The sequence below is a fragment of the Achromobacter sp. genome (assembly GCF_032102605.1).
Classification (GTDB): domain Bacteria; phylum Pseudomonadota; class Gammaproteobacteria; order Burkholderiales; family Burkholderiaceae_B; genus Achromobacter.
On record NZ_DAMDGT010000005.1, the window covers coordinates 19,659 to 43,845 of the forward strand.

25 protein-coding genes are annotated in these 24,187 nt (G+C 67.6%); 16 read left to right on the top strand and 9 right to left on the bottom strand.

Annotated features, from left to right (window positions below; translation table 11 throughout):
* Position 1: 1 nt before the first annotated feature.
* Genes RT614_RS12870 through RT614_RS12880 form a run of 3 tightly spaced genes read left to right on the top strand, consistent with a single transcriptional unit; the run spans position 2 to position 3,134 of the window.
* Positions 2–868, top strand: a complete 867-nt coding sequence (locus tag RT614_RS12870) for an ABC transporter permease (protein WP_313622491.1) — start codon at positions 2–4, stop codon at positions 866–868.
* A gap of 42 nt (positions 869–910) precedes the next feature.
* Positions 911–2,650 (top strand): peptidase M14, encoded by a 1,740-nt coding sequence (locus RT614_RS12875; RefSeq protein ID WP_313622492.1) that lies wholly within the window; start codon positions 911–913, stop codon positions 2,648–2,650.
* Positions 2,651–2,696: 46 nt separating this feature from the next.
* Complete coding sequence (locus tag RT614_RS12880; RefSeq protein WP_313622493.1) at positions 2,697–3,134, top strand: acetyltransferase; 438 nt, start codon at positions 2,697–2,699, stop codon at positions 3,132–3,134.
* A 15-nt stretch (positions 3,135–3,149) separates the two neighbouring features.
* Here RT614_RS12880 and RT614_RS12885 read toward each other — a convergent pair whose 3' ends face one another.
* The 6 genes from RT614_RS12885 to RT614_RS12910 all read right to left on the bottom strand — a co-directional run bounded on the left by RT614_RS12885 (position 3,150) and on the right by RT614_RS12910 (position 8,301).
* On the bottom strand, positions 3,150–3,359 hold the full coding sequence (locus RT614_RS12885; RefSeq protein WP_313622494.1) for an oxidoreductase-like domain-containing protein: 210 nt from the start codon (positions 3,357–3,359) through the stop codon (positions 3,150–3,152).
* 47 nt (positions 3,360–3,406) lie between these two features.
* On the bottom strand, positions 3,407–3,952 hold the full coding sequence (locus RT614_RS12890; protein WP_313622495.1) for a GNAT family N-acetyltransferase: 546 nt from the start codon (positions 3,950–3,952) through the stop codon (positions 3,407–3,409).
* 148 nt (positions 3,953–4,100) lie between these two features.
* Positions 4,101–5,702 carry a lytic murein transglycosylase gene (locus RT614_RS12895; protein WP_313622496.1) on the bottom strand — a complete coding sequence of 534 codons (1,602 nt, stop codon included), beginning with the start codon at positions 5,700–5,702 and terminating at the stop codon, positions 4,101–4,103.
* A gap of 113 nt (positions 5,703–5,815) precedes the next feature.
* Positions 5,816–7,174, bottom strand: coding sequence for an MATE family efflux transporter (locus RT614_RS12900; RefSeq protein WP_313622497.1), 1,359 nt, complete (start codon positions 7,172–7,174; stop codon positions 5,816–5,818).
* Positions 7,175–7,183: 9 nt separating this feature from the next.
* A complete protein-coding gene (locus RT614_RS12905) occupies positions 7,184–7,549 on the bottom strand; it encodes a sel1 repeat family protein (RefSeq protein WP_313622498.1) in 366 nt (121 codons plus the stop codon).
* 38 nt (positions 7,550–7,587) lie between these two features.
* A complete protein-coding gene (locus tag RT614_RS12910) occupies positions 7,588–8,301 on the bottom strand; it encodes a hypothetical protein (protein WP_313622499.1) in 714 nt (237 codons plus the stop codon).
* Between the two features lie 183 nt (positions 8,302–8,484).
* On the opposite strand from RT614_RS12910, the gene RT614_RS12915 reads away from it, so the two are divergent.
* From RT614_RS12915 to RT614_RS12945, 7 genes are all read left to right on the top strand, one after another.
* Positions 8,485–9,420, top strand: coding sequence for a LysR family transcriptional regulator (locus RT614_RS12915; protein ID WP_313622500.1), 936 nt, complete (start codon positions 8,485–8,487; stop codon positions 9,418–9,420).
* Between the two features lie 47 nt (positions 9,421–9,467).
* Positions 9,468–10,418: an adenosine deaminase gene (locus tag RT614_RS12920; RefSeq protein WP_313622502.1), complete on the top strand. Its 951-nt coding sequence runs from the start codon at positions 9,468–9,470 to the stop codon at positions 10,416–10,418.
* 149 nt (positions 10,419–10,567) lie between these two features.
* On the top strand, positions 10,568–11,836 hold the full coding sequence (locus tag RT614_RS12925) for a carboxylesterase family protein (RefSeq protein ID WP_313622503.1): 1,269 nt from the start codon (positions 10,568–10,570) through the stop codon (positions 11,834–11,836).
* 82 nt (positions 11,837–11,918) lie between these two features.
* Positions 11,919–12,866 carry a tripartite tricarboxylate transporter substrate binding protein gene (locus RT614_RS12930; RefSeq protein ID WP_313622504.1) on the top strand — a complete coding sequence of 316 codons (948 nt, stop codon included), beginning with the start codon at positions 11,919–11,921 and terminating at the stop codon, positions 12,864–12,866.
* A gap of 124 nt (positions 12,867–12,990) precedes the next feature.
* Positions 12,991–14,379 carry an amidohydrolase gene (locus RT614_RS12935; RefSeq protein WP_313622505.1) on the top strand — a complete coding sequence of 463 codons (1,389 nt, stop codon included), beginning with the start codon at positions 12,991–12,993 and terminating at the stop codon, positions 14,377–14,379.
* Positions 14,380–14,548: 169 nt separating this feature from the next.
* Entirely contained in the window at positions 14,549–15,529 is a 981-nt protein-coding gene (locus RT614_RS12940; protein WP_313622506.1) for a tripartite tricarboxylate transporter substrate binding protein, read from the top strand.
* Positions 15,526–16,440, top strand: a complete 915-nt coding sequence (locus RT614_RS12945) for a BMP family ABC transporter substrate-binding protein (protein ID WP_313622507.1) — start codon at positions 15,526–15,528, stop codon at positions 16,438–16,440. The genes RT614_RS12940 and RT614_RS12945 overlap by 4 nt, the downstream gene beginning before the upstream one ends.
* On the opposite strand, the gene RT614_RS12950 is transcribed toward RT614_RS12945, so the two are convergent.
* Positions 16,410–16,922: an N-acetyltransferase gene (locus RT614_RS12950; protein WP_313622508.1), complete on the bottom strand. Its 513-nt coding sequence runs from the start codon at positions 16,920–16,922 to the stop codon at positions 16,410–16,412. The genes RT614_RS12945 and RT614_RS12950 overlap by 31 nt on opposite strands.
* Positions 16,923–17,099: 177 nt before the next feature.
* Here RT614_RS12950 and RT614_RS12955 point away from each other — a divergent pair, with 177 nt between their 5' ends.
* Positions 17,100–17,903 (top strand): aspartate dehydrogenase, encoded by an 804-nt coding sequence (locus RT614_RS12955; RefSeq protein ID WP_313622509.1) that lies wholly within the window; start codon positions 17,100–17,102, stop codon positions 17,901–17,903.
* A gap of 150 nt (positions 17,904–18,053) precedes the next feature.
* Here the strand turns inward: RT614_RS12955 and RT614_RS12960 are convergent, their stop codons facing one another.
* Positions 18,054–19,889, bottom strand: coding sequence for an ABC transporter ATP-binding protein/permease (locus tag RT614_RS12960; RefSeq protein WP_313622510.1), 1,836 nt, complete (start codon positions 19,887–19,889; stop codon positions 18,054–18,056).
* Between the two features lie 133 nt (positions 19,890–20,022).
* Positions 20,023–20,910, bottom strand: a complete 888-nt coding sequence (locus RT614_RS12965; protein WP_313622511.1) for a LysR family transcriptional regulator — start codon at positions 20,908–20,910, stop codon at positions 20,023–20,025.
* A 110-nt stretch (positions 20,911–21,020) separates the two neighbouring features.
* On the opposite strand from RT614_RS12965, the gene RT614_RS12970 reads away from it, so the two are divergent.
* The 5 genes from RT614_RS12970 to RT614_RS12990 all read left to right on the top strand — a co-directional run bounded on the left by RT614_RS12970 (position 21,021) and on the right by RT614_RS12990 (position 24,186).
* On the top strand, positions 21,021–21,878 hold the full coding sequence (locus RT614_RS12970) for an amidohydrolase family protein (RefSeq protein WP_313622512.1): 858 nt from the start codon (positions 21,021–21,023) through the stop codon (positions 21,876–21,878).
* The gene (locus tag RT614_RS12975) at positions 21,875–22,864 is read left to right on the top strand and encodes a tripartite tricarboxylate transporter substrate binding protein (protein ID WP_313622513.1); all 990 of its coding nucleotides are present in this window, start codon (positions 21,875–21,877) and stop codon (positions 22,862–22,864) included. The genes RT614_RS12970 and RT614_RS12975 overlap by 4 nt, the downstream gene beginning before the upstream one ends.
* 206 nt (positions 22,865–23,070) lie before the next feature.
* Positions 23,071–23,454 carry an RNA-binding S4 domain-containing protein gene (locus RT614_RS12980; protein ID WP_313622514.1) on the top strand — a complete coding sequence of 128 codons (384 nt, stop codon included), beginning with the start codon at positions 23,071–23,073 and terminating at the stop codon, positions 23,452–23,454.
* Positions 23,454–23,816, top strand: coding sequence for a translation initiation factor Sui1 (locus RT614_RS12985; RefSeq protein WP_313622515.1), 363 nt, complete (start codon positions 23,454–23,456; stop codon positions 23,814–23,816). Before RT614_RS12980 ends, RT614_RS12985 begins: the two co-directional genes overlap by 1 nt.
* Before the next feature lie 16 nt (positions 23,817–23,832).
* Entirely contained in the window at positions 23,833–24,186 is a 354-nt protein-coding gene (locus RT614_RS12990) for a DOPA 4,5-dioxygenase family protein (protein ID WP_313622516.1), read from the top strand.
* Position 24,187 lies beyond the last annotated feature (1 nt).

Below are 24,187 nucleotides of genomic sequence, written 5' to 3' on the forward strand. Positions count from 1 at the left end.
TATGCAGACAACCACTTCCCCCGCGGCCCCGAAGGCAATCAAGCCCCGCAGTCGCTATCGCTCGCTGGAATTCGTGCTGGGCGCGCTGTTAACCGGCGTCATGATCCTGCTGGTGCTGGCCTCGGGCTGGCTATTTCCGGACGGCGGCGAATCCATGGACCTGGCTGCCCGGCTGATGGCGCCGTTCTCGTCGGCCGCCCACCCCTTCGGCACCGACCCGCTGGGCCGCGACGTGCTGGCGCGCGTCATCGTCGGCGGCAAGATCTCGCTGCTGGTGGGCTTTGTGTCCGTCATCGGCGGCGCGCTGCTGGGCATCGTCATGGGCCTCATCGCCGGCTACTACCGCGGCTTCTGGGACATGATCGTGATGCGCTTTGCCGACGTGCAACTGGCGCTGCCCTTCATCCTGGTGGCCATCACCTTCATCGCCATCCTGGGCGGCGGCCTGTTCAACGTCATCTTCTTCATGATCGTGTCGCAATGGGTGCAGTACGCCCGGCTGGTGCGGGCGCAGGTGCTGGCGCTGCGCGAGCGCGAGTTCGTGCTGGCCGCCCGCGCCTTCGGCGTGCGCGACCTGGCCATGATCCGCCATCACATCGTCCCGAACCTGCTGGGTCCGCTGGTGATCCTGATGACGCTGAACGTCGCCAACAACATCCTCCTGGAAAGCAGCCTGACGTTCCTGGGCCTGGGCGTGGACCCCATGATCCCGAGCTGGGGCGGTATGCTTGCCGACGGCCGCACCTATATGCAGACGGCGTGGTGGGTCAGCGTGTTTCCCGGGCTGGCCATCATGCTGACGGTGCTGGGCCTGAACCTGCTGGGCGACTGGCTGCGCGACCGCCTGGATCCGACCGGCAAGGTCTGAAGATTATCGATCCGGCCCGCCAGGCCGGAAGGAATACTGAGTATGTCGTTGCTGGATAAAACTTTCGACCGCACGCTGGACGCCTGGACGCACGCCTACATGGCGCCCGCGTGGCGCGGCGCGGTCGTGGAAGGCTGGCTGTTCGAAGGCGTGGAAGCCCGCCGCGCCGCACAGGCCCGGCTGGAACAGGCCGGCGTCAAGGCGCGCTTTCGCAGCGCCTACAAGCCGCTGTTGCACTACTTCCTGGAAGAAGTCGAACGCGACGGACTGGTTTCTGTCGTGGTGCGCTACCCGCTGCACGACAACGCCCAGGCCAAGCGCTTCACGCTGGAAGCGTATCCGCTCGTCGCCCTGCTGGAAGGCGTGTGCGTGACGATGCAGCCCGGCGCCGCCGACCTGCACTATGACGTCAGCCTGACCTACGCCGACGGCCGCAAGATCGACTCCCGCGTCTTTGCGCCGAACCAACTGGGGCACGCGCCTGACGGCACCCCGGAACTGTCGCCCACGGGCTGGCTGCGCGTGCGGGACGCCGACGGCGTCGTGCAGACCGACGCCGCGCAGGCCACCGAATACCAACTGCTGTTCCGCAGCATCCTGGACACCGTGCGCAACCACGCGTGGGGCGCGCACGAGCCCTACTTCGACCGTCTGGAGATCCGCGTCGATCTGCCGGGCATCGATTTCGCGCTGCCCGTGGACGAGGAAATCGTCAGCACCTTCGAGGCGCTGCACGAAGACATCTATTTTTCGCTGCTGGAACACTTCCAGCAGCATTCCGGCCGCCCGTCCGGCGACCGGGGCCTGCAGCCCGGCCAGATCATTCCCGATATCCGCCGCCACGATGGCGCGGCGCGGGTGCAGATCTCGGTGGAACCTTTCGCACCCGTGGCGCCCGTTGCGCCCGCGCCCGTCGCCGGCCCGCTGGCGCAGGCGCGCGAGCCGCTGTCTGCCGCGCAGATCGCCGGTTGCATGGCGGCCTTCGGCGGCGACACTTTCCAGGCGATCTCCCGCCAGGGCCGTCCGGTCTTGGGCACGTACGTGCGCGGCCCCGGCCCCGCAGTATTCATTTCCGGTGCGCAGCACGCCAACGAAACGTCCGGCGTCGTGGGCGCACTGCGCGCGGCCCAGGCGCTGGCGGCGCAGGGCGACGCGCACTTCGCGCTGATCGCCTCCGAGAACCCCGACGGCTACGCCCTGTTCAACCGGCTGCGCGAGCAACACCCGCGCCACATGCTGCATGCGTCGCGCTACAGCGCGCTGGGCGACGACATCGCCTACCGCGAGCGCGCACCGTTCTTCGAACGCGAAGGCCGCCACCAGGCGCACGCCATCAGCGGCGCGCAGCTGCACATCAACCTGCACGGCTATCCCGCCCACGAATGGACGCGGCCGCTGTCGGGCTATCTGCCGCGCCACTTCGAACTGTGGACGATCCCCAAGGGCTTCTTCCTGGTGTTGCGCCACCACCCGGGCTGGGGCGAACGCGCCCGGCGCCTGATCGAAGGCGTGACCGCGCGGCTGGCCCGCAACGTCGCCGGCCTCGTGGAATTCAACGCCCGCCAGCTCGATCTCTTTCATGCGCATGCGCTGGAAACCGGTTTCGATGTCATGAACGGCATTCCCGTCCAGATCACCGAGACCGACCGCGAAGAATTGCCGATGGCCTTGATCTCGGAGTTTCCGGATGAAACGGTCTACGGAGACCGCTTCGTTTTCGCGCATACTGTGCAAATGGAAACCGTCCTCGCCGCCACCGAACTCTATCGCGCAGGACTCTAGCGGCCCAGGACCGCCGACGGCACCCGATCTACAGAATCAATAAGAAATGAACATCCGAGAACGCAACCACGGCGACGATCTGGCCCTGGTGGACATCTGGCTCCGTTCGGTGCGCGCCACCCATACGTTCCTATCCGAAAAGGAAATCCAGGCCATGTACCCGCAGGTGCTCAACACCTACCTGCCATCGGTCAGGGTGTGGGTCTGTGAGGACGATGCCGGCGAAGTGGCCGGCTTCATGGGCCTGACCGGCAACAAGGTCGAAATGCTGTTCATAGATGCCAACAAGCGCGGCAAGGGCGCGGGCCGTCGGCTGTTGAACTTTGCGCGATCGCTGCATGGCACGCTGCTGGTGGACGTGAACGAACAGAATCCGCAAGCCCACGGCTTCTACAAGCACTACGGTTTCGAGGACGTGGGCCGTTCGGCTTACGACGACTCGGGCCGGCCCTTTCCCATCATTCACATGAAATTGCCGGGCTGAGCCGCGCTCCTGGGCTCAGGCCTTGGCGGGTGGCTCATGACGGGCGCGCCAGGCCTTCAGGGCCTCGCGATAGCGATCCATGGCTTCGTCATACATGTCGTAGACACAAGGGATGCAGCCGCTGTTGCAGCATTCGTCCGGCGCGGGGCGCTCGGGCGGAATGGGCGGCGGATCGTCGTCAGGTATGGCGCCGGACGTTGCGCCGGTCGTTTTCTTCGTGCTCATGACGCCATGTTAGCGCCGAGCAGGCACGGCCCGCGCGCGGCGCACGCCTACAGGCCTTCGCGCTTGCGCCAGTCGGTGCGGCGAATCTCGTAGCAGACTTTTGGTTCGGGCGTATCGGCCGTCATGCCGACATAGCGCAGGCCGGTCTTTTCCATGACCCGTTGCGATGCCGTGTTGGAACGCAACGCCACCGCGCCCAGCACGTCCACCGGCAGCAGGCGGAATCCCAGCGCGACCAGCGCGCGCGAGATTTCCGGCGCAAACCCCCTGCCCCAACAGTTTGGATGCAGTGCATACGCCAGTTCGACGCCCGCGCGCCCCGCGGCCCTGGACACCTTCAGGCCGGCGCGTCCGGCGGGCAGGCCGGTTTCTCGGTCTTCCAGCACATACATGCCATAACCGTGCTCGGTCCAGTGCACGATGTTCTGCGCCACATAGCGGCGGCTGGCCGCCGCGTCACGCGTTCCGCCCATGGACTGCATCAGGTCGGGGTTGGCGTGCATCTCGATCATGAACGGCAAGTGCGCCTGCGACATGCGGCGGGCGTGCAGGCGCGGGGTCAGGAAGTCGTCAGGAAACTCGGCGGACGGCATGGCGGTCGGACGTGGTGGACGGAACGATCCATGATACCGGCCGCCGCGCGCCGGCACACTCCTGCCTAACCCTCACCCGCGACGCATCAGACAGCCAGGACGGCGGCATTTTCGGCGTAGCCGACCGTCCCGGCGATGGATCACAGACTCACTGCGACGGATAGGCGCGCATGGCGTCCGGCTGATCGGCCTTCAGCGCGTCCAGAATGCGCTTGCCCACGCGGCCGTCCTGCGGCAGGTTCAGCCGCGCCTGTTCGGCGCGGACCGCATCGCGCGTCTTGCCGCCGGGAATGCCGTCGGCCTCGCCGATGTCGTAGCCGCGGCCATAAAGCTGCTTCTGCAGTTCCTTGATCTGCGCGCGCGACAGGCCCGGGTCGTCCGTAGGCCAGGCCGCCACCAAAGCGGGGCCGCCCTGCAGGCGGTTCAGCAGCAGCGACACGGCAAGACCGTAGCGACGCGACTGGTTGTAGTGCAGGATGGCGTCGAAATTCACCGTGGCCAGGAACACCGGGCCGCGCGCGCCCGTGGGTGCGAACAGATAGGCCTGCTCGTCATTGCCCAGCGGCAGCTTCAGCACGGACCCGTCGCCCTGCTTGACGCCGGCCTGCGCCCATTGGGCGATCGTGCGGCGGTCCTGCGAGCCCACGTACTCCGCGTCGGGTTCGGGCGGAATGGCGGCGGCCAGTTCCTGCGGCACGCGCACTTCCACCACCGCCGGCAAGCCGTGCGTCCATTTGGCGCGGCGCTTGCGCAAGTGATTGGCCGTGGAGGCCAGCGCGTCGGGCAGCGAGTTGTAGAGGTCGATGCGGCCATCGCCGTCGCCGTCGGCGGCCAGTTCATAGAACGACGTCGGGATGAATTGCGTCATGCCGAACGCGCCGCTCCAGGAGCCGACGAACTTGTCGGCGGGCACGGTGCCGTCGCGCAGCAGGCGCACCGAAGCGTAGGCGTTCTTTTCCCAGAGCTGCTTGTTCTCGGTGCAGGCGCGGGTCAGCCAGGCGTTGAGCACGTCCGTCTTGCCTACCTGGCGCCCGTAGTTGGTCTCGATGCCGAAGATGGCGACCAGGGTGGCGGGATCGACCTGGTACTGCTGACTGATGGTGGACAGTTGCGACCCGTACTTGCCCAGCACGGCCTTGCCGTCCTGCACGCGTTCGTCGTCGACCGTCTTGGCGATGTAGTCCCACCAGCTTTCGCGGCCTTCAGGCTGGCCCTTGGCGGACGCGACCGTCGTGGGCAGCAGCTTCGCGTTGGCCGTGTACTTGTCCCAATCCGCCACGGTCAGGCCATTGGCGGCAGCGCCTTTGCGCAGCTTGTCGATGCAGGCCTTGGTATCCAGTTCGGTGGGGATGATGACCGTGGGCGCGGCGGCGGGCGCGTTCGGGGCGGCGGCCGGCGCAGCGGCGGCCGATGCCGCGGCGGCCGGCGGGGCGACCGCAGCAGGAGCTGCGGCAGGCGCCGCGGCGGCGGGTGTAGCGGCGGCCGGCGCAGCGGTAGCCGCGGGCGCATGAGCAGCAGCGGGCGCAGCGGCGGCAGGCGCAGCAGCCGCCGGGGCCGGCGCGTCGTCGAAGCTGCGCTTGGGCGTCAGCGTGGGCGACGGCTGGGCGGGCACGGGCGTCTGGACGCGCGAGCCGGTAGCCGACCCGGGAGATTGCGCCTGCGCGGCGTTCGCGGCGGCAGCGGCCAATGCCGCGGCGACGAGCACGCGGGAGAAGCTGTCGATTCGAGGACGGGTGGGACTCTGGCGCATGGCTTTCCTGAAAAATCGAAGTCAGCCGGGATCGTACCGCGACCGGCGGCCGAAATCGAACCGCAACGCGGCGCATTCGTCACGCGCCCCGCGATAGGCGCCTGCCTGGTTCCCTACGCGGCCGTGCCGGGCGCGTAGCCTGCGGGCGGGGCTCGCAGCACGCGGCGGCACAGCACCATTGCGATCACGCTGAACAGCGCAAACCCGCCCATCTGGCCCAGCATCACTCCCTGGGGCCCGCCGAAGTGCGCCCCCACCCAGACGAACGGCAAGGTGCCCACGGTGGCGCGCAGCCACCCGATGACCGTGGAATACGTGGCGTAACCCAGGTTGTTGAACACCGAGATCGACACGAAGAAGAGACTGTTGAGCGCCCACGCGAAGCTGCCGTACCGGCAGAAGAACACGATCAGGTCGCGCCCGGGCCCGGTCACCTGGAAGATGTCGGGTATCCAGGGCGCCAGCACTGCCAGCACGATCGCCGCGCCAAACCCGTACAGCAACGCCCAACGCGTGGTCAGTCCGGCTGTGCGCTGCACGCGCTCCCAGTGGCCAGCGCCCAGGTTCTGCCCGAGTATCGGACCAATGGCGCCCGGCAGCACGAAGAAGAGCGAATACGCCAGCTGCAGCAGCCTGTCGACGACGGTGGCGCCCGCCAGGACGCTGGGACCGAAGCTGGAATAGGTCGATACGGTGAAGATGACTGCCGCGGGCGTGGCCAGCGTCGTCAACGCGGCGGGCAAGGCGATCCTGCCGATAGCCGCCAGGTGTTCGCGCAACGCGGCCCTGGCCGGCCAGGCCACCAATCGGTGCTTGCGCAGCACCAGCCAGCCGCCCAGCGCCAACGTGGCCAGGCGCCCCACCCCGCTGGCCCATGCGATCCCTTCCATGCCGCCGTCCAGCACGAAGATGACGATAGGATCCAGCACTGCGACCGTTCCGGTGCCCGCCAGCAGCACCCACATCGATTGCCGGCCGTGGCCCGCCGCGCGCAGCAAATTGGACAGCATCATGCCCATGCCCATGACCACCGCGAATGGCGTGGTGATCAGCACATACGACAGCAGGTGCTCGCGCACGTCGTCGGCCAGGCCGATGGCCGCGGTGAACGGACCGATCGCCGCCAGGAACACGGCCCCCGCCGCCATCGCAGCCATGGCCATCAGGATCAACGACGCCCCCGCCAGCGTCCGCGCGCGCGACGCGTCCTGCGCCCCCAGCGCGCGGGACACCAGCGCCGCCCCGCCCACCGTCACGCCGATGGAGACTGACGTAATGGTGAACTGCGTCATGGACCCGAAGCCCACGGCTCCCAGCACGGCTTCGTCCTTGAGCGTGCCCAGATAAAGCAGCGACAGGAATTCCACGGCGAATACCGCCAGCATGCTGACCCAGCCCGTCAGGATCATTTCCATGACGTGGCCACCCAGCGGGCCGGACACGAAGCGGGCGTGTTGCGCGGGCGCGTTCAAGGCGGGTCTTTACTGAGCCGAGGGCGGCGCCTGCCGCAACTGTTCCAGCCGCTGCGCCGCCAGTTCGTAGCCCTGCGCCGCGGCCGCCTCGTACCAGCGCAGCGCTTCTTTCATGTCGAAGTGCTCCATGACGATGGCCTGCATATATTGGGCCCCGGGATCGCCACGCTGGGCGGCAGCCAGCAGCGCCCGGTCCGCCATGCGGTCCTGCCGCGGCGATTCGCCGTAGATATGCACGTTGTCGCCCTCGATGGTGCCTCCCAGCTCACGCAGCGACGGCGGCGTCTGGTCGAACAGCTGGCGCCAGAACAGCGCCACCAGCACGACGAACAGCGCGAAGAAGAAAGTCCAGGTGAAAAGTCGCTTTGCAGTCATATAGCACTCGGTGAAGGCAGGCGTGGGCCTGCGGGAATTCAAGGGCGGCCGGCGACAGGCGCAAACCAGTATTGGAACAAATCGCTGTGGTTGGTGTACCAGGGCAACAGCATGCCGATGCTGTCGGACTCGCGCTGGACGGTCACCAGCAAGCCGCCCTCCTGCTTGCGCAGAACCGCAACGTGGCGCCGCACGCCCATGGATTCGTGTTGACGCCAATCTTGCCGCACGCTGATCCACAACCTGCCCTGCGTGCAACCGGCATTGCGCTGGATGAAGTCACGCGTGCGAAGGTCGGCACCGTCCGCGGCCGCGGGACGCGCGCCGCTTTCCTGCAAGCGCAGATGCCCCATCGCGCGCGCGCCCAGCCCGTCCGCCGCCTGCACGTCCCAGCCATCCTCGACACTCACGACGCTGACGGTCGCGGCCGGCGACGAACGCCATGCGGGCAAGGGCGCGTCGTGCATGCCGGGCAGGTCCAGCGAATACGCAAGGAAATCGTGCAGGTCCTTGAGCAGCACACCTTCCGGGTCGCCAGCACGGCGTGCCCCTTGGGCGCGGTAGGTGCCCGCAAGGTCCGGGCATTGCGCAGGATCCGACGGCAGCATCACCAGCGTGCCGTCCTTGAACGGAGGCCATTTCACCGGCACTTCGTCCACGCGGGACGTGCTGCAGGCGGCCAGCGTCGCCATCATCAACACCGCCGTCGTGTAACGGACTATGTGCCGCATGCCAGGCACCTTGGAATTCATGGCTGTCTCTCCCGTTGCAGCATCTTCTGCAGCCGCCTTTTGTTGCCGGCCCAATATGAAGACCGCCGGGGCGGCGCCCTGCTGCGCGCCGGCAGGCGACGAACTATATCTGAATCACGCCCTTGCGTTGCCAAGCGCCCGGCGCGGGAGAATAATCGGCAAATCGCTCGCATCCCCAGCACCATGACACCCTTCCGAGGCAAACTCCGCATCCGGCACCTGGAAATCGTGCTGACCGTCTCCGAATTGGGCAACCTGTCCAAGGCGGCGGCCCAACTTCACAGCACGCAGTCCGGCCTGTCCCGCGCCATCGCCGAGATCGAGGAACTGGTGGGCGCGCGACTCTTCGAGCGCACTGCCAAGGGCACAACCTGCACCCCGCTGGGCGACGCCATGTGCCGACATGCGCGTCAACTGCTGACCGGCTTTCGCAAAGCCGAGGTCGACCTGGCGGCGGTATCGCGCGGCGACGAAGGCAGCCTGACCGTGGGCTGCTTTTCGATGTTCGCGGGGTGGCCCGTGGCCGAAGCCGCGCGCGCCTATCGCCAGGCCTTTCCTCGCATTACGCTCACCATCGAGATCGGCACGCACGAACGGCTGATCGAAGACCTGGACGCCGGCGCGCTCGACGTGCTGATCAGCCGGTTTTCGTCCACCGTCAATCCGCAGATCTATCGGTCGACCACCCTGCTGGAAGACCCGGTGGTGCTGGCCTGCGCCACGCACCATCCGCTGGCCGGCCTGCCGGGCACCACGCTGGCCGACTATGTCGCCTATCCGTGGATCACCGCCCTGCCCGGCAGCCGCATTCGCGGCGAACTGGAAACGTCGCTGCGTCAGGCCGGCTTGGCGATTCCGGATATGATCGGCGTCCTGTCGCTGGAGTTCGGCCGCGAAATGCTGTTGGACGGACAATACCTGTGGATGCTGCCCGGCAGCGTCGCGGCCGTCCGGCAGGCCAGGGGCGAACTCGCCGTCCTGCCCGCCCGCCCGGCGCTGCGCAAATCACCGCTTGCCGCCATCTGGCGCCGCGACCGCCCCAGCACACGGCAGGCGCGCGACTTCGCGGCCCACCTGGAACGCATCATCCAATCCGACGGCATCGCATTGGCCGCCTAGCGCGCGCCACATTTTTGAACACGCATCACCTCAAGACCGGAGCACCCATGTACGACTGGCTCAACGCACTGCCCAAAGCGGAACTGCACCTGCACCTGGAGGGCACGCTGGAACCGGAGTTGCTGTTCCGGCTGGCGCAGCGCAACGGCGTCGCGCTGCCGTGGCCCGACGTCGAAGCCCTGCGCGGCGCTTATAACTACCAGAATCTGCAGGAATTCCTGGACCTCTACTACATGGGCGCGGACGTCCTGCGCACCGAGCAGGACTTCTATGACCTGACGTGGGCCTACCTGCTGAAATGCCACGAGCAGAACGTGGTGCACACCGAGCCCTTCTTCGATCCCCAGACGCACACCGACCGCGGCGTTCCGTTCGAGACCGTGCTGAACGGCATCAGCCAGGCGCTGGAAGATGGCCGCAAGCAGTTGGGCGTGAGCAGCGGCCTGATCCTGAGTTTCCTGCGCCATCTGCCCGAAGAACAGGCGATGCGCACACTGGACGCGGCGCTGCCCTACCGAGACGCCTTCATTGCCGTCGGCCTGGACAGCAGCGAACAGGGCTTTCCACCGCGCCTGTTCCAGCGCGTGTTCGACCGCGCGCGCGCCGAAGGCCTGCCGGCCGTAGCCCATGCCGGCGAGGAAGGTCCGCCCGAGTACATCTGGGAAGCGCTGGACCTTTTGAAGGTGCTGCGCATCGACCACGGCGTGCGCGCCGCGGAAGATCCCAAGCTGATCGCGCGCCTGATCGACGAGCAGATTCCGCTGACGGTCTGTCCGCTGTCCAACACCCGGCTGCGCGTGTTCGATCACATGCGCGACCACAACATCCTGTCGCTGCTGGACGCCGGCGTGAAAGTCACCGTCAACTCCGACGATCCGGCCTACTTCGGCGGCTACGTCACCGAGAACTTCCACGCGCTGTACGAACACCTGGGCATGTCGCAAGCCCAGGCGCAGGCGTTGGCGGACAACAGCCTGGACGCGCGCATCGCCAAATAGGCTGGCGCGCGTTTTACGCAGCCATGCGAGTTACGCATGGCATTGTTCAAAACCGGAATACCCGGCGCGGTCCTTTCCTCCCTACCATAGTCCGGCTGCCGCGGCGCTCGCCGCGGCGTGACGACAGACAACAAAACAAGGGGCAGGACATGAGTGAACGCGTAAAAGCGGCGCTGCGGGCCGGCACGCTGACCGGTGTGCGCGAGGGCGGCGTTTGCCGCTACAGCGCCATTCCATATGCACAGGCGCCCATTGGCAATCTGCGATTCGCGCCGCCGGCGCCCGCGGCATGGCGTGGCGAATTCGACGCCACCCGGCCGGGCGCGGTCTCGCCGCAGTTGCCGTCGCGCCTGCGCGGCGCCATGGGCGACTTCACCGCCGAACAATCCGAAGATTGCCTGAACCTGACCGTCTGGACGCCGGCCGCCGACAGCAAGCGTCGTCCGGTGGTCGTCTGGCTGCACGGCGGGGCCTGGCAAAGCGGCGGTGGCGCGCTCGACTGGTACGACGGCGCGCGCCTGGCGCAACGCGGCGATGTGGTGGTGGTGGCCGTCAATTACCGGCTGGCCGCCCTGGGCTGGCTGTACGTGCCCGGTCAGGCGGCCAACGCCGGCTTGCTGGACCAGGAAGCCGCGATCGACTGGGTGCTGGACAACATCCACGACCTGGGCGGCGACCCGGAAAAGATCACGGTCATGGGCCAGTCCGCGGGCGCGTCCTCGATTTGCGCCATGCTGGCGCGCCAGCCGCGGTTCTCGCGCGCCATCCTGCAAAGCGCCGCGCTGGGCCGGGGCTTTCGCACGGCGCAGCAGGCCGATACGCTGGGCAAGGCCTTTCTGCAGGCCGCCGGCGCCGATTCGCTCGACGATGCCCGCAAGCTGCCCGTCGAGGCGCTGCTGGCGGCCCAGCGAGCGCCGGACGTTGTCGAGGCGCTGCGCGCCGAGGGCAGCAGCCGCAGCCTGTTCACACCCGTGCTGGACGGCGACATCCTCCCGCACGACATCGCCCCTGCCCTTCTGAAGGCGTCGGGCCGCGCCGACGTCCTGGTCTGCTACACGCGGGACGAGATGGCCGCCTTTCCGGATCACGGCACCGACGCCGCCAGCCAGGAGCTGGGCGACTCGGTATTCGGCGCCCCGTCGCGGCTGTGGGCCCGCCAGGCCGCGGCGCAGGGGCGCGACGCGTGGCTTGCCCGCTTTGACGTGGCGCCCACCGACCGCTTCGGCGCCTGCCACTGCATCGAACTGCCGTTCGTGTTCGACACGCTTGACGCATTCGCCGACGCCCCCATGCTGGCCGGGCTGCCGCCCGCGCAAGGCGAGCAATTGGCGCGCCGCACCCAGGCGGCATGGATCGCCTTCATCCGGGGCGACGCGCCGGACTGGCCCGCGGCCCCGCATATGGAAATCCTGGCCTGAGCCCGCAATACGCGCCATCGCGCGCGCGGCGCGGGCCGGTCATGCCGTCCGCGCCCACACCTACAAACACAAGGGGAAATCGATGTTGAAGCAAACCGCAATCGCGCTGGCGCTGCTGATGCCGCTGGCCGCCACCGCCGCCTATCCCGACAAGCCGGTCAAGATCATCGTGTCGAATCCGCCGGGCGGCCCGGTCGACGTCATGCTGCGCGTACTTGCCAGCAAACTGGGCGCCGCCTGGGGCCAGCCCGTCGTCGTGGAAAACAAGCCGGGCGCCTCCGGCATCATCAGCACGGGCGCGCTGGTCAAGTCCGCACCCGATGGCTACACGCTGGGCATGGTGGTGGCATCGTCCGTCACCATCGTGCCCTTCGCGGTAGACAGCCTGCCCTTCGATACCCAGAAGGACTTGCAGCCCATATCGCTGGTGGCGCGCACGCCGTTCATTTTCATCGTGCCGAAGGACAGCCCGCTCAAGACCTGGGACGACTTCGTGCGCGAAAGCCGCGCGCGCAACCTGAGCGTGGGGTCGTTCTCGATCGGGACCGCGTTCCATCTGGTATGGGAACAGACCGCGCGCCGCGCCGGCATCAAGGCGCTGTACGTGCCGTCGTCCTCGTCCGGCAAGACGCAGAACGACCTGATCGGCGGCCAGCTCGACGTGGGCCTGGATGCGCCCTCCAGCTCCAAGGGCCTGATCGACAGCGGCCGGCTGCGCGCACTGGCGATCACCAGCCCGCAACGCTTTGGCGGTCTGCCCGACACGCCGACGCTGAAGGAGTCCGGACTGGACTATGCGCCACAACCCTGGATCGGCCTGATGGGCCCGGACGGCATACCGAAGGACCGCATCGCGCTGATCCAGAAAGCGGTCTCGGACATCCTGAAGGATCCCGCGATGAAAGCGCAGATGGAAACGCTGGGGATGATCCCGATCGGCAGCTCGCCAGAAGACCTGGCCAGCACGATCGAGAGCGATCGCGCGGAAATGGGACCGCTCATCAAGGAACTGGGGATCAAGTTGCAGTAGGAAACCGGCGCGCCATAACGCGTAAATTCCGCGCAAAGTAAGCACAGGAAACAGCGCCCCCGCGGCATAAGCGCTCAAGTAAGATCCTCTTCCATAACAAGTTAACAACCAAGAGGAGGAGAGCATGCCACAACGCAAATTCCTGTTCCGCCTGGCGCCCCTGGCGCTGGCCGCCCATCTGGTCCTTGCCGGCCCGGCTGCCGCGCAAGGCGCGCCCGGCACCCAGGGCGCCGTGCAGCCCGCCGCGGATCCGGCGCTGGCCGCGCAGATCGACCAGCGGGCCAAGGCCATCGAAGACAAGCTCATCGCGTGGCGCCGCGACATCCACCAGCACCCTGAACTTGGCAACCAGGAACATCGCACGTCCAAGCTCGTGGCCGATCATCTGCGCGCGCTGGGCATGGACGTGAAGACCGGCGTGGCCGGCACCGGCGTCGTCGCCGTCCTGAAGGGCGGCAGGCCTGGACCGGTGGTGGCGCTGCGCGCCGACATGGACGCCCTGCCCGTCAAGGAGCAGGTCGACGTGCCGTTCGCGTCCAAGGCCAAGGGCACCTATTTGGGCAAGGAAGTCGACGTCATGCACGCGTGCGGCCATGATGCCCACACCGCCATCCTGATGGCGGCCGCGGAAGTGCTGGCCGGCATGAAGGACCAGTTGCCCGGCACGGTCAAATTCATCTTCCAGCCGGCCGAGGAAAGCCCGGCCGACTTCGAGCCGGACGGCAAGAAGATCTGGGGCGCCAAGATGATGGTGCAGGAAGGCGTCCTGGACAATCCCAAGGTGGACGCCATCTTCGGCCTGCACGTGTCCAGCGCCTACCCCGCCGGCTGGCTGGCGTGGCGCGGCGGTCCGGCCATGGCCGCCGCCGACCAGTTCTGGATCGACGTCACCGGCAAGCAGACGCACGGCGCGCGGCCGTGGTCAGGCATCGACCCCATCGTGGTCAGTTCGCAGATCATCCTGGGGTTGCAGACCATTCCCAGCCGCCAGCTCAACAGCATGCTGGAACCGGCGGTGATCACCGTGGGCGCCATTCACGGCGGCAACCGCATGAACATCGTGCCGGACAGCGTGGCGATGACGGGCACCATCCGCACCTACGACGAAGGCATGAAGAAGGATATCCACCAGCGCATCGCCCGCACCGCGGACATGATCGCGCAAAGCGCGGGCGCCAAGGCGGACGTGCGCGTGGTCGAACTCTACAACGCCACCGTCAACCCGCCGGCGATGGCCGAACAGATGGGCCCCACGCTGCGCCGCGTGGCCGGCGAAGGCAACTACGGCCTGCAGCCCAAGTCCACGGCGTCCGAGGACTTTTCCTTCTACCAGGAAAAAGTGCCCGGCATGTTCTTCTACCTGGGCGTGACGCCCAAGGGCACCGACGTGGAAAAGGCCTCGCCCAACCACTCGCCGCGCTTCTTCGTGGATGAATCGGGCCTTATCAACGGCGTGCGCGCGCTGTCGAACCTGACCATCGATTACATGGCGAAGTCGCAGAAAGGCAGCTGAACCGTGTGACTGCCCCGCCGCGAAAAACGCGGCGGGCATCAACGCAGGCATGGCCGCGCTCGCGGCCGCGGGCATAAGCAAACGGCTACAAATTCTTTGTCAGCTGTAGCCCGGCTTCTTACAGTGTGGCCCTTTGCCGCAAGCGCGGCCGCACCGTAGAAGCCACGCCATGCCGATTTCCCGACGCAAGTTTTTGCTAGCCAGCACGCTGGCGCTGCCTTTGGCGCGGCCACGCATCGCGCGCGCGTCGACCGCTTGGCCTGCGCGCCCCATCCGTCTCGTCGTCACGTTTCCGCCGGGCGGCGCCAGCGATATCGCCGCGCGCCTCATCGCGCCCCTGCTTGCGGGAAGGCTGGGCCAGCCCGTCGTCATCGAGAACAAGCCGGGCGCCGGCTCGACCATCGGCGCGAGCCTCGTCGCGCAAGCCCCCGCCGACGGCTACACGTTGCTGATGTCGAACTCCGCGCCGCTGTCCATTTCGCCGGCCCTCATGCCGCAAGGCGGCTACGACGCGCTGGCCAGTTTCAGCCACGTTGCCTACATCGGCGCCGTGCCCACGGTGTTCGTCGTGCATCCCTCGGTGCCCGTGACCACCCTGGCCGAGCTGACCGCCTGGATCAAGGCGCAGGACCAGCCGGTGCAATACGGCAGCGGCGGCCTGGCGTCGGTGGGGCAGATCGTTGGCGAACTCTATTCGCGGCAGACCGGCGCGCCGCTACAGCACATCCCCTACAAGGGCTCGGGCGCCATGCGCAACGACCTCTTGGGCGGACAGATCCGCTTCGCGGTGGACGCCCTGCCGCAGAACCTGCCTTTCCTGCGCTCGGGACAGCTGCGTCTGCTGGCCGTGACGACGCAGGAACGCGTGCCGCAGGCGCCCGGCATCGCCGCGGTGGGCGAATTGGGCTATCCCGGTCTGGTGGCAGAGAATTTCATCGGACTGTCCGGCCCCGCGGGACTGCCTGACGCTGTCTCGCAACGGCTGCACGCCGACATCAGCCAGGTGCTGAACGATCCTGACATCCGCGCCAAGCTGGAAGGCCAGGGATTCGTGCTGGCGCGCAAATCCCCGACCGAATTCACGGATTTCGTCCGCCATCAGGCTGACGCCTGGGGACCGGTAGTGCGGGCAACGGGGGCCAGCCTGTGAGCGCGCGCCGCATTCTCGTGCTGTTCGGCTACCCCGGCCGGGGCGGGTTCAACGAAGCCGCCATCCAGGGCGCGGAACGCGCGGCGCGCGCGGGCCAGGCCCTGCATGCCGAATGGGTGGCCGCCGGCGATCCGGCCGCGCGCACCGAACGCCTGGCGCAACTGTGCAATGGCAATCCGGACCTGGTCATCGTGCACGGCGGCCAGGGCGACGCGCCCGTGGCGGAAGTGGCGCCGCATTTCCCGCGCACGCAGTTCGCCATCACACAGGGAAGCCACACGGCCAGCAACGTGGCGTCGTACGAAATACTGCAGGAGCATTCCGCGTTTCTGGCCGGCATCCTGGCGGGCCTGCGCGCGGCGGACGGTCGCGCGGCGCACCTGTCGGGCGAGCGCGTTCGCCCGGGTCTTAAAGGCCGAGCCGCGTTCGCCGACGGCGTGCGACGTGTTGCAGGACGGGGGCCACTGACGGGGTTCTGCGGCAACCAGCACGATCCCGATCTTGGCGAGGCGTGGACCCGCGCGCTGGCCGCGAAAGACGCGCGCGTGCTTTTCGCGATGATGGATGGCGGCCGTGATGGCGTGACGCGCGCCTGCCGCGAGGTGGGCATCTGGCAGATCGGCAATGTGCTGGACTGGGTGGCCCGTGATCCGGAGGTATATCTCGCGTCCGCGGTGGCCGATTCGGGACTGTGTGTGGAACGCGCGGCTGCCGACCACGCCGCGGGCGCGCTGGCCGTGGGGCGCATCACGCGCTTCGGCCTGGAAGCCGAAGCCTCGTTGCGGCTGGTGCTGGGCGCGCAGGTCAGCGCGGAAGAACGACGCACGCTGGACGACTGGTCGGGCCGCCTGGCATCGGGCGAAGTCCAGATCGCCGAAAGCTACGAAGGCGAGGAATTTGCGCTGGCATAGAAGGCCTGGTGGTACGCCACCTGACCGCTGGCCGCTCCCGTGAACGCCTGGGCCATGAAGTACTCCGGCGGCGGGCCGGGATACGTCAACGCGGGCGTCGCCGCGAAGCCGAAGCGCGTGTAGTAGCCCGGCTCGCCCAACACGACGCAGCCGGCCGCTCCCATGGTCTTCAGACGCGCCAAGCCTTCAGGAATCAGCGCAGCGCCAATGCCCTGGCGCTGGACTTCCGGCGACACCGACACCGGTCCCAGGCCGTACCAGCGCGACGCGCCATCGTCGATCACGACTGGAGAGAAAGCGATATGGCCCACCACGCGTCCGTCCTGTCGCGCCACCAACGACAATGCCAAGGCGCCGGCCTGGCGCAGCGCGTCGACGATATAGCCCTCGGTCTGCTGGCTATGAGGATGATTCTTGAACGCCGCCTGCGTCACCGCGAAAATGGCGTCGCGATCCTGGGGCGTTTCGTTGGAAATCTGCATGCGCGGGTCTGCTGTGTTGGGTCGACACCGCAGTGTAGCCGCGGCCTTGCGGGGATCCCGCATTGACGCGTCGCCATGCGGTGGCTACAGTGGCCGGCAGCCTTGCGGCCCGCCCTGCACCGCCGCATTTCCGAACCGCCCGCGGTCCTGCCGCGTGCCCAACCCTTCCGGATTCCCATGAACAGCTTCCGCGTCGGCATCGCCGGCTTCGGCGCCATCGGCCAGGCCGTGGCGCAATCCCTGGACGCCGGCCTGCCCGGCCTGACGCTTTCCGCTATCGCGGTGCGCGATCCCAACGCCCCGCCCGCCTTTGCCTGGAAGAACGGCGCCCCCACGTTCACCACCATCGACGCGCTGGCCCAGCATTGCGACGTGGTCGTCGAATGCGCGCCCGCCGCCGTGTTCCGCAACATCGCCGAACCCGTGCTGCGCGCCGGCAAGAAAATGGTGGTGCTCAGCTCCGGCGCGCTGCTGCGCCACGAAGACCTGATCGACATCGCCCGCCAGCACGGCGGCCAGGTCATCGTGCCGTCGGGCGCCATTCTGGGCCTGGACGCCATCACCGCCGCCGCGGAAGGCGTCATCCATTCGGTCACGATGATCACCCGCAAGCCCGTGCGCGGCCTGCTGGGCGCGCCTTACCTCATCGACAACAACATCGACATCGAAGGCATCACCGAACCGCGGCTGATTTTCCGCGGGTCCCCCCGCGAGGCCGCAGTGGGCTTTCCGGCCAACCTGAACGTGGCGGTCAGCGTGTCGCTCGCGGGCATCGGGCCTGACCGCACCACGCTGGAAATCTGGGCGGATCCTTCTCTTGAACGCAACCTGCACCGCGTCGAAGTCGTGTCCGATTCCGCCTCGTTCTCGATGGAAATCCAGAACATCCCGTCGGCCAATCCCAAGACCGGACGCATCACGGCGCAAAGCGTGGTGGCAGCATTGCGCAAACTGACCGGGCCGCTGCGCGTCGGCACCTGAAACGGCGTTGGGCGGCGGGTGCGCGGGCCCGCGCCCGGCGCGCCCCACCGTGCCCGCTCATCAAGGCTCTTGCGACGAATCGCGGGCACACGCAGCCAAATGCAGCCACAGCGTCGGCGTAGCGGCCGCGTATCGGCTACGCGTTCTTCTTCACGCCGCCGCACGCCGCAACGCGTCGGCGTTGCCGCCCGTCGCCATCGGCCCCATCCTCCATCGGCCGCCCCCCTGCAAGTCCAGGCGATGCGTATGGAAGGCGTCCAGCGTGCTGCGATGCCCCACGCTGACCAGCATGCTGTTCGGCAAGGCCTCGCGCAGCAGGCCGTACAGCATGTGTTCCAGGCCTTCGTCGGTGGCGGACGTGGCCTCGTCCAGGAACACGATCGCCGGGCGGTTGTACAGCACGCGCGCGAACGCGATGCGCTGCTGTTCGCCCAGCGACAACACGCGCGACCAGTCCTGCACTTCTTCCAGCCTGCCGGCCAGGTGTCCCAGATTCACCTTCCGCAACGCATCGGCCAGCCGCGCGTCGTCTTCCGGCTGCGCCAGCCCCGGATAGGCCACCGCACCGCGCAGGTCGCCCAGGGGCAGATAAGGACGCTGCGACAGGAACAACGCCGACTCGCCGTGCGGACGCCGCACGCTGCCCTCTGCGTACGGCCAAAGGCCGGCCAGCGCCCGCAGCAATGTCGTCTTGCCGCTGCCTGAAGGCCCTTTGATCAACAGGGCCTGGCCGGGACGCAGGCGCAAGTCCAGCTTGTCCAGCAGAGGAGCGCCGTCGGGCCGCGACACGTTCAAGCCGTCGATATCCATGCCATCGGACTGCGCGTGCGTTTCCACTTGCGGCAATGCGCGCGCGGCCTCGTTGGCATCCAGGAATCCGTTCAGGCGGTCGAGCGTGGCGCGGTACTGCGCGAACGCGTCGTAAGAACTGCGAAAGAACGACAGCGATTCCTGCACCTGGCCAAACGCCTGCGAGGTCTGCATGACGTCACCGAGCTTGATCGCGCCGCTGAAGAACCGCGGCGCCTGCAATATGAACGGGAACACCACGGCGATCTGGCTGACCGACAGGTTGAAGCCGTCGAACTTCAGCCCCCGGTACACGCGCGCCCAAAGGTTGGCGATGTACGACGTGAACCGCGTCCACAGGGTCGCGCGCTCGACCTCTTCGCCCTGGTAGAAGGCAACGTTCTCGGCGTTTTCGCGCAGGCGCACCAGCGCATAGCGGAAGTTTGCCGTCAGGCGCTCGGACAGGAAGTTCAGCTTGATCAGCGGCCGGCCGATCTTGAACGCCAGCCACGTCGCGACGATCACGTACAGGTACACCACGAACACCATGGCGCGCGGGATCTCGACGCTGCCCAGCGTCAGCGGACCCGACAGGCCCCAGAGGATCGACGTGAACGCCACCAGCGACACGATCGCGCTCAGCGCGCCGATGGCCAGCGTGCGCGAGCCCGTCACGAATTGGGAGATGTCCTGCTCGATGCGCTGGTCGGGGTTGTCGACAGGCTCGGCAAGGAAGTGGCCGCGGTAGTAGGCCCCCGCGCCCAGCCAGTCGCGCGTCAGGCGTTCGTTCAGCCAGACGCGCCAATGGATATCGAACGCCTGCCCTACGTAGCTGTCCGCGAGGGTGCGCACCACGTGCACGGTCGCCAGCACCGCGAAAATACCCAGGAAATGCCAGAACGCGGCCTGGTCCAGCGCCTGCAGCGAGCTATAGAACCCGTTGTACCAGAAGGAAAACAGCACGGTCATGCGGACCGCGAACATGGCCAGGAACAGCAGCAGGGCCAGCGTCAGCATGGGCCGCCAACTGCGCCGGGGAGTCAGGTACGGCCAGGCCAGCCTCCAGAACTTGCGTCCCCATGTCGTGGTCCGCGTCAGCACCAGGGTGACCATCGCCAGCGCCACGGCCGAAATGCCGCAGGCGCGCACAAGCCAGAGCGCGCTTTCCGCAAGTTGCTGCTGCCAATTCAGATCCATGAGCCAGGAACCCCGCAAAGACGTTCCTGGTTAGACGCGGCGACTGGGTCGAGTTCCTTCCAAATCGCGGCCTTAAGCCTCGCTTAAGCAAACTTGGCGAAATTTGGAAGCGCGATGAAAGAAGATCGCGACATTACGTTGTTCCGAGATCCAGGTTGGCGAACAGGTCGGCCAACGTAGGCACGCTACGGGCCGGCCATATTGCGCTCAAGTCAAAGCTGGGCAGGCGCTCGCCGTCGCGCACCTCGCAGAAGCGCACACCGCGGAAATCCATCGATCGGATCCAGCTTGGCAGCAGCGCCACGCCGCACCCGCCCGCCACGCACGACAGAACGGTCAGCGTGCGGTTGGCCTCTTGCGCCACGTGCGCGTCGTGCCCGCCCTTGCGCATGGCGTCCAGGATGTCCGCATAGAATGCCGGCAGTTGCGTCTGCGGGTACATCACCAGGCCGGCCTGCGCGATCTGCGCCATGGACACCTGCCCGTCTTCGCCGACCTCGAACTCATCGGGCACGGCTGCAATCAGGCGGTCCCGCAACAACTGGCGTTCGCGCATGCGCCCGCCCACCGCCACCGGCGTATGCATCAGGCCGATGTCGATTTCGCCGGTCTGAAGGGCCTCGGCCTGCTCTGCATTGCTCATTTCCCGCGGGATGATGCGCACGCCCGGCGCCTGTTTGCGCATTTCACGCAGCGCGCGCGGCAAGGTGTCGAACAGCGCCGACGACACCAGGCCAACGGTCAGTTGCCCGGCGCTGCCGCGGCCGATCTCGCGCGCGCGCCGAGCCGCCGCGTCGATGCGCGCCACGCTGGCGCGCACGTCCTCCAGGATGGCCTGCGCGGCGGGCGTGGGCGTCGTGCCCCGCCGCGAACGTTCGAAGAGCCGCACGCCCAGGTCTTTTTCCATTCGGGTCAGCGCCTGGCTCAAGGCGGGCTGGGCGATGCCGAGCCAGTCGGATGCGCGGCTGACGCTGCCGTGGTCCACCACGGCCAGAAAATATCGCAGGTGCCGGGTTTCCATATCAGTTCAATATAAATAAAGCGGTTTTCAAGAATGGAAAACTATACCCCGGCTCCCTAGAATCCCGACTTACAGAACCTTACATAAGTGCATCGGCCGGTGGACCGGCCATGCAGATCGAGGAGACAGTCTTGACCCCGCCCGCCTCAGGCGCCGCCGTCGATACCCATGCGCACGTATTCCGCCAGGGCTTGACCCTTGCCGACTCGCGCCGCCACACGCCTGATTACGACGCCACGCCGGCCGACTACCTGGCTCTGCTGGACGCACACGGGCTGACCCATGGCGTGCTGGTGCAGCCCAGCTTCCTGGGCACCGACAACAGCCACATGGTGGAAGTGCTGCGCGCCCACCCTGCGCGCCTGCGCGGGGTGGCCGTGGTGGCGCCAGAGGTCGCTGACTCTGAATTGCACGCGCTGGCCGCCGCGGGCGTCGTCGGCATCCGTCTGAATCTCATCGGCCTGGAACTGCCCGCCCTGGAGACGCCGGCCTGGCAGGCCTTGCTGGCGCGCGTCAATGCGCTGGGCTGGCACGTTGAAATTCACCTGCAGGCCGCGCGTCTGCACGCCGTGATCCCTGCGCTGCTGGCGGCCGGCTGCCGCGTCGTCGTCGACCATTTCGGCCGTCCCGATCCGGCGCTGGGCGTGTCCGATCCCGGCTTCCAGTATCTGCTGCAGCAGGCCGGCAGCGGCCAGGTGTGGGTCAAGCTGTCGGCCCCCTACCGCAATTGGGCGGCGCCCGCCTGCGCCGCTTCCGGCCGGCTTGCCGCGCAGCAGTTGCTGGACGCCTATACCCCCGACCGATTGATGTGGGGCAGCGACTGGCCTCATACCGAACACCGTCACCTGGCCTCCTACCCTGCAGCGACGCAGTGGCTGGACGCCTGGATCGACGACCCCGCGCAACGGCGCACCCTGCTTGCCGACACCCCGTTGCGGCTGTTCCAATTCCAAGGAGACATTCGATGACCCATCTGTTCAACCGCCTGGCGCGCCGCAGCGCGCTGCTCGCCGCAGCGGGCCTCCTGGCCGGTGCCGCGGGCGCCGCGCACGCCGGCTATCCCGAACGCGCCGTCACCCTGGTGGTGACCTATCCGCCCGGCGGCACCGTCGACGTGGTGGCCCGACTGATCGGCCCGAAGCTGGCCGCCGAACTGGGTCAGCCCGTCGTCATTGAAAACCGCGGCGGCGCGGGCGGCATGATCGGCGGCGCAGTGGTCGCCAAGGCCAAGCCGGACGGCTACACGCTGATGCTGGACGCCTCCAACCACGCCCAGAATCCTGCCCTGCACACCAAGATGCAGTTCGACACCCTGACCGCGTTCGCGCCGGTGTGCCTGCTGCTGCGCGTGCCCAATGTGCTGGTCGTCACGCCCTCGTATGAGGTGAAGACGGTGGCCGACCTGATCAAGCTGGGTCAGCCCGGCGCCAAGGACCACGTGTATTTCGCTTCGGCCGGCCCCGGCTCGGCCCAGCACCTGGCGGGCGAACTGTTCAACCTGCTGGCGAAGACGCAGCTGCAGCACGTCGCGTACAAGGGCGGCGGCCCGGCCATGATCGACGTGATGTCGGGCCAGGTGCCCGTCATGTTCGCCAGCATGGGCTCGGCCTGGCAGCACGTGAAGAACGGCAAGCTGCGCGCCGTGGCCGTCGGCGGCCTGGAACGCTCCAAGACCGCCCCCGAACTGCCCACCATCGCCGAGTCCGGCGTGCCGGGCTATGAAACGTACGAGTGGAATGCCGTGTTCGCCCCGGCCGGCACGCCGCCCGCCATCGTGGACCAGGTGTCGCAGGCGCTGGCCAAGGTGCTGAAGGATCCGACGATCGCCGAGCAGCTTGCCGGCATCGGCGCCGAGCCGATCGGATCGACGCCCGCCGAACTGGACACCTTCCGCCGCGCCGAGATCGAAAAGTGGCAGCGCGTCGTGAAGGAAGCGGGATTGAAGCTGGATTGAGTACTGCCGGGCCATAGCGGCCCGGACACCGCGTAGCCGGTTTGCGGCGCTCTTCGGAGCGCCGCTTTTTTTGCCTTGACCCGCCGCGCGCGCATCGGCCGCGCGCATTGCATTCGACCCTTCACAGGCGCCGCGCCAGGGCGAGCCGGCCGGCTGTGCGCGGCTATCATGATGGCTTGGACAGCTTTACCGCAGGAATCCGCAGCATGGACAAGATCCGACTCGACAAATGGCTTTGGGCCGCGCGCTTCTACAAGACGCGCAGCCTGGCCTCGCAGGAAATCGGCAAGGGACGCGTATTCGTGAATGGGCAGCCCGCCAAGCCCGCCCGAGAGGTCGCCGCCGGCGACCTGATCGCCGTGCGCAAGGAAGATCCCGCCGCGCAGGTGCGCGTCGTCGCGGTCAGCGGCGTGCGCGGCCCCGCACCTGTGGCCCGCCTGTTGTACGAAGAAACGCCGGAAAGCATCGCCGCCCGCGAACGCGCCGCCGAGATGCGCCGCCTTGCGCCGGAACCGGCGTTGGGTATCGACGCCGGACGGCCCACCAAGCGCGACCGCCGCCTGATCGACCAGATGCGGGGCAAATCCTGATGAAGCGCAGCCAGTCCGGCGGCCTGGTGTATTCGACCGAGGCCGGCCGCATGTGCCCTGAATGCCGCCAGCCCATCGCCCAATGCGTGTGCGGGCAGGCCGCGCGCATACCCCCGGCCGGCGACGGCGTCGCGCGCGTGTCGCGCGAAACCAAGGGTCGCGGCGGCAAGGCCGTGACGCTGGTTAGGGGCCTGGCGCTGGCGCCCGACGCCTTGAACGCGCTGGGCAAGCAACTGCGCACGGCCTGCGGTTCGGGCGGCACCGTCAAGGACGGCGTAATCGAGGTTCAGGGCGATCACTGCGACCGCATCATGGACGCGCTATCGAAACTAGGCCATCGCGCGAAGCGCGCGGGCGGCTGAATCGGAAAAAAAGACAATGACTGATCTCACCGTGACCGACGTCTCCAGCTGGCATGCCCACGTCTATTTCGACGCCACGAGCCGCGACGCCGCCTTTGCGCTGCGCGAGCGCGTGACGGCGCACTTTGACGGCAAGATGGAAATGGGGCGCTTCCATGAGCGCCCCGTGGGTCCGCACCCGCAATGGAGCTACCAGATTGCGTTTGCGCCCGAACACCTGGCCGAGATCGCGACGTGGCTGACACTGAACCACGGCGCGCTGGATGTATTCATGCATCCAAACACCGGCCATTCGCTGCGCGACCATCGCGATTGCGCCGTGTGGATCGGGCGCAGCCACGTGCTGAACCTGGCTGCGCTCGGCGGCTGAA